Source organism: Teichococcus vastitatis, assembly GCF_003604215.1.
Classification (GTDB): Bacteria; Pseudomonadota; Alphaproteobacteria; order Acetobacterales; family Acetobacteraceae; genus Pseudoroseomonas; species Pseudoroseomonas vastitatis.
The window spans coordinates 1-4,965 of sequence record NZ_QXGS01000084.1 but is presented as its reverse complement, the minus strand read 5'-3'; the positions used below and the strand labels follow the sequence as shown (position 1 = coordinate 4,965).

4 protein-coding genes and 2 pseudogenes are annotated in these 4,965 nt (G+C 62.8%); 1 reads left to right on the top strand and 5 read right to left on the bottom strand.

Annotated features, from left to right (window positions below):
* Positions 1–65: 65 nt before the first annotated feature.
* The 3 genes from D2K64_RS22730 to D2K64_RS22720 all read right to left on the bottom strand — a co-directional run bounded on the left by D2K64_RS22730 (position 66) and on the right by D2K64_RS22720 (position 2,695).
* Positions 66–437 (bottom strand): DUF1275 family protein, encoded by a 372-nt coding sequence (locus tag D2K64_RS22730; RefSeq protein ID WP_120010660.1) that lies wholly within the window; start codon positions 435–437, stop codon positions 66–68.
* 288 nt (positions 438–725) lie between these two features.
* The gene (locus D2K64_RS22725) at positions 726–1,955 is read right to left on the bottom strand and encodes an alpha-hydroxy acid oxidase (protein ID WP_202910800.1); all 1,230 of its coding nucleotides are present in this window, start codon (positions 1,953–1,955) and stop codon (positions 726–728) included.
* On the bottom strand, positions 1,952–2,695 hold the full coding sequence (locus D2K64_RS22720) for a FadR/GntR family transcriptional regulator (RefSeq protein WP_241793757.1): 744 nt from the start codon (positions 2,693–2,695) through the stop codon (positions 1,952–1,954). The genes D2K64_RS22725 and D2K64_RS22720 overlap by 4 nt, the downstream gene beginning before the upstream one ends.
* Before the next feature lie 112 nt (positions 2,696–2,807).
* Between D2K64_RS22720 and D2K64_RS22715 the strand changes: the two are divergent.
* A pseudogene (locus D2K64_RS22715) lies at positions 2,808–3,787 on the top strand (Bug family tripartite tricarboxylate transporter substrate binding protein).
* A 208-nt stretch (positions 3,788–3,995) separates the two neighbouring features.
* Here the strand turns inward: D2K64_RS22715 and D2K64_RS22705 are convergent.
* Positions 3,996–4,472 (bottom strand): CBS domain-containing protein, encoded by a 477-nt coding sequence (locus tag D2K64_RS22705; RefSeq protein ID WP_238384385.1) that lies wholly within the window; start codon positions 4,470–4,472, stop codon positions 3,996–3,998.
* 99 nt (positions 4,473–4,571) lie between these two features.
* Positions 4,572–4,667, bottom strand: a pseudogene (locus D2K64_RS26355) (hypothetical protein); the annotation flags it as partial.
* Positions 4,668–4,965 lie beyond the last annotated feature (298 nt).

Sequence of the window (4,965 nt, the reverse complement as noted above, 5' to 3'; positions counted from 1 at the left end):
CGACACCGCAGGTTTGCCCATCGCTGCCTCCTACCACCATTCCCATGATCTTAGGAATTTCGCGATCAGGACACTAGCAAGACCGCTTCCAGCAAGAGGGGCAAGGTGTACTGCGAAGCGCCCCGGTGAAGCCGAGCCCAACTGATCAGCACGGCCGAGGTTGCAGCACCAGCGGTGAAGCAGAAGAGGGCGGCGGCGCCGACTCCGACGAGCATCCAGGCCCCTAGCGCGGCATGGTCCGCAAGGGAGGAGATCACGCCCGACATGTGGGACGTGTATTGTCCCACAGCCAGCAGACCTCCCGCGTTTACGGCTCCTGCGACAAAGGCGAGAGCGCGGGCGAGTTGGCGGTCATTCGCCTCGCTGCGCCTGGCCGCGATGAGTCGGCGAATGGACCGGAGTAGACGGAATAAAGCCCTTTTGCGGGGCACAGCCATGGCCCTCAGCTTAACCCGTCGAGATCGGTCCTGCCTCGTGATCAACGCCGCGTCTGTGCTGCAATTACGCCCTGAGCCATACATCGGCGCTCGACCACTGGAAATCTCAGGTCGTTTGGGTAGGCTGGCGCACAAGAGAATTTTGAGAGCTTGCTGGGTTAAATTCAGCCAGCTGAGTTCGAGAACCAGTATAGGCTGACAAAAGCAGGTTCTTACGGCCGGCATTCTGCACCATTTGGATCTGTCCGCAACTATGATCCTGGCCCTGCCGCCTTCTCTCCATCGCCATCACGGTGCCGGTAGGGCCCTGAAGCCATCGAGGAACAGCACTTCCCTGTTCACAACGCGCAGGTTCAGCAAGCCCAGCATGCCCAGGTCTGCCATCAACTGGGCGCGGAGCAGGCCGATGGCATGATCCACCCCCGCCTCTCCCGCGAGGGCCGAGGCATAGTTGAAGGGCCGGCCGACAAACACGAAGCTGGCGCCCAGGCCGAGTGCCTTCAGAATATCGGTGCCACGGCGGAAGCCGCTATCGATCATGATGGCCATGCTGCCAGCCTGCCGCAGCGCGGCTGGCAGCGTGCGCATGGGCGAGACCGCCCCATCCAGTTGGCGGCCACCATGATTGGAGAGGATCACCCCATCCGCACCAGCTTTCCGGGCCAGGGCAACATCGGCAGGGTGCAGCAAGCCCTTGATGACCAGACGGCCCCGCCAGCGGGCGCGGACGGCGTGTACCACGTCCCAGTCCAAGGATTCCCGACCTGAGAAATCCCGCACGGCTTGGCGGGAGAGAAGAGGTGCCCCGCGGCCAGGGCCGGCATTCTCGAAGTGCGGATTTCCATGGCGTAGGTAGGTGCGGAGGAAGGTGCCGATGGACCATGCGGGATGCGTGAGGCCATTCCACAGCAGTGCCATGTTGGGCCGGATCGGCGTGCGGTAGCCGGTGCGGAGATTGTTCTCGCGGCTGGGCACAACGGCACTGTCGGCGGTGATGACGAAAGTCTCGATACCTGCCTGCGCGACCCGATCCACCATGGACAGGGCCTCTGCCTGATCGCCAGAGAGATAGGCCTGGTACCAGACGCCAGGCGCAGCGGCGGCGATCTCCTCAAGCCGGATCAGCGATGCGGCACTGATGATCATGGGAATGCCGGCACGGGCAGCAGCGCGGGCTAGGGACAGATCCCCGCGATAGCCGGTCAGGGCACTGACGCCCATCGGTGCGATCCCGAAGGGCATGGCGTGATGTTGGCCCATGACCTCGCAGTCCAGGCTGCGGCCGGCGACGCCGACCAGCATGCGCGGCAGGAACTGAATCTCATCGAAGACGCGGCGGTTATCGGCCAAACTGGCATTGGTTTCGGCCGCGCCGGCCACATAGCCGAACATGGGCGGAGGGAGTAGGTGGCGGGCGGCCCCCTCCAAATCTTCCAGGGCAAAGATTCGCCGCAAGCGCCGCGTCGCCCAGTACGAGGGTTGCGGCGCCGCAGGTATCGTGGACAGAGAGTGCATCATCGGTGATCTTCCACGGCGCTAGCGCTGTGCGGCGGACGACCCATTCCGCGGATTTCGATGTCGAAGCGGCGGGCGGAATTGTGTAAGTGGATTTCCATTGCCGCTCGCGCCGCATCCGCGTCCTGCTGGAGGATAGCCTCGTGGATCGTGCGGTGTTCGGCGACGAGAAACTCGCCTGTGGGAGCCTTATACACGCCGCAGCCGCGCTGAGCTTCACGGATCAGAACGGACAATTCTCCGGCCAGGAGCGGCAGCAGCCCCTCATAATGCTCGTTCCGGCTGGCGGCCGCGAGGGCCGTGTGGAAGCGCAGATCGGCGGCGCGGCGCGACTCGGGGATCGCCATAACAGCCAGGGCTTCCTCAAGCCTCTGCAGGTCGTCATCGGTGCGGTAGATCGCAGCTAGTCCGGCGGCGGCGACCTCCAGGCCAAGGCGCAATTCGTAGATGGACCGTAGGTGCTGCTCCCAGGCCGCTGAGCGGGCGAAGCGGAATACTAGCTCCTGCCGTGTGCGGGCGACGAAGATGCCGGAGCCCTGGCGGGTTTCCAGCAGGCCTTCGGTGCGCAGGGTCGCAACGGCTTCCCGGATCACCGTTCGGCTGACACCGAAGCGTTCCGCCAACACGGCCTCAGTCGGCAGCTTGTCGCCCAAACTGTGCTGGTTGCGGATGCTGTCACGCAATCCGGCCGCGACGCTGCTGACCAGATACGGCAAGCGAGGAATGGCAGGGGCGTTGACCATAGTAATCATGTTATCAGACTAATCTTGAGAAGCAAGCTCGCCTGTGACAGCCTTGAGGGCAGCTCTGCCTCAGAGGCCTTGCCCTGTGCTGGCGAGAGAAAATTGGGAGAAAATGTTTATGCTGCTCAGCCGACGCGCCACATTGGCCGGCTTCACCGCTCTGGCCGCTGCCCGACCCGCGCTGTCACAGGCGAGTTTTCCGAACCGCACCTTACGCCTGATCGTGCCCTATGCCGCTGGCGGGCAATCGGATGTCACTGCGCGGATCCTGGGGGAGGGCCTAGGCAGGGTGCTGGGCCAGTCCGTCGTGGTGGAGAACCGCACCGGCGCAGGCGGCATTATCGGCACGGAGGCCGGGGCGAAAGCGGACCCTGATGGCTACACCCTGACAGTCGGTACCATCGCGACTCATGCCATCGTACCAGTGCTGCAGCCGAAGGTGCCGTACGACCATGTCCGGGACTTCGCGCCGGTTTCTCTGCTGATCCGTCAGCCCCTGGTGCTCGCGGTGACCCCCTCCCTGCCGGTGCAGAACCTAGACGAACTCCTGGCCTATGCCAAAGCCGGGCGCGGCCCGTTGAGCTTCGGCTCCTCCGGCATCGGGACTTCGCTGCATCTGGCGGGCGAGATCTTTAAGCTGCGGGTCGGTGCGCCCACCATGGAGCATGTGCCCTATCGTGGCTCTGGCCCCATGATGAACGACCTCATTGGCGGGCAGATCCAGCTGACGTTCGACGCACCGCTGACGACGTTGCCCTTCGTCCAGAATGGGCAGGTGCGTGCCATCGCGGTGACGACGCCGCAACGTCTGGCGGCGCGCCGGACCTGCCCGCGGTGGCGGAGCGGCTACCGGCTTTCGATGTGCAGAGTTGGACGGCGCTTTTCGCCCCTTCCCGGACGCCGAGACCGGTGCTGGACCGCCTGAATGCCGCCGTACAGGAGGTCTGGGCCCAGCCGGAGGTGCAGAAGCGTCTGCGTGACCTCGGTGCCGAACCGGCTGCCGGTCCGGCCGCCGATCTCGCCAGCTTCGTCGCCGGCGAGACCGAGAAGTGGGGTGGCGTGATCCGCGCCGCGAAGGTGCAGCCACAGTGAGCGCAGGTGGGGAGAAGATCAGGTCGCGTCCATCGCGTGTATGAGAGCGATAGTTCTGGCACGATGAGTGGCCGGGATCCTGCCAGCACGGCTAAGAGCCTGGTGAAGCCGCCGGTATCGCTGACGGCGCTTCCAGCGTCATGTATCGGGAGCGCCGGACTGTGGCTAATATCGGCGGGCATGAACTCCGAAGTTCGGGAGGACGGCTTCAGCCCGCGAAGTAGCCGGGTAAGGAACGCGTATTGTCCTCGATGTGCCTCACGCCTGGAATGTTCTGCGCCAGAACACGCAAGGCTTGGCTCTCCATCGTGGAGCGCCTAAAGCCATGAAACTCGACAGTGCCGTCGCGCACATTCACAGCCGTGTATGCCGTGTCGGCCCATGCCTCGCGCTGCATGGCTTCCATGACGGCCTGGCGAATACCTTCATCCGACTGGTCATCCGTTGCTGACGGTTGTGCCATGACCAGGGCGCGGATCAAATCAGACCGGCTAACGATCCCGACAACATCTCCGTTCTCTACCACCAACAATCGGCGGATCCTGTGTTCCTCCATGAGGCGAGCGACATTAAATGCAGTTTCTCCCGGTGACACGGTGATCACCTGCGTGCTCATCATCTCGCCAGCCGTGGCACCATGACTCCGGATATAAAGCTGTGCTTCCAAGAGATTATCCATGAACATGCGTGCCAGCCATCCATGGCGCGGCTGCTTATCCTCATTGGCCAAGCGACGGATCAAGTCCGACTCTGTGATGATTCCCAGCAACCCGCCGGAAGGCGTGGTAACTGCCGCAGTCGATATGCCCTGGCCCGCGAGCATCCTTGCCACAGCTGCAACTGGAGTCTCTGGCGGGATTTTCGTCACCTTTGTCGCCATCAAATCGCGCGCGTACAACGTTTTCATCACGTTTCACTCCCCGTTTGACGACATATGTTTTCCGCACAGAGGATCAAGTATTGTAGCTGCGCAGGCGAATTCCGGTTTGGCCGGAGTAAAACAGCAGAGTTCAGCTTTATTGGCTCAGGCTGAGAACTCACTCATGATGATACGTTCTGACAACGAAACCTTCGATGAAGAAGCATGCTGGCGTACTAGTGCTACAGTTGCTTTTTACAGCGTGACTTGAGGTGAGCGGCACGTGCGGCCGCCTGATGCTGTCGTCGCCAGAGGGACC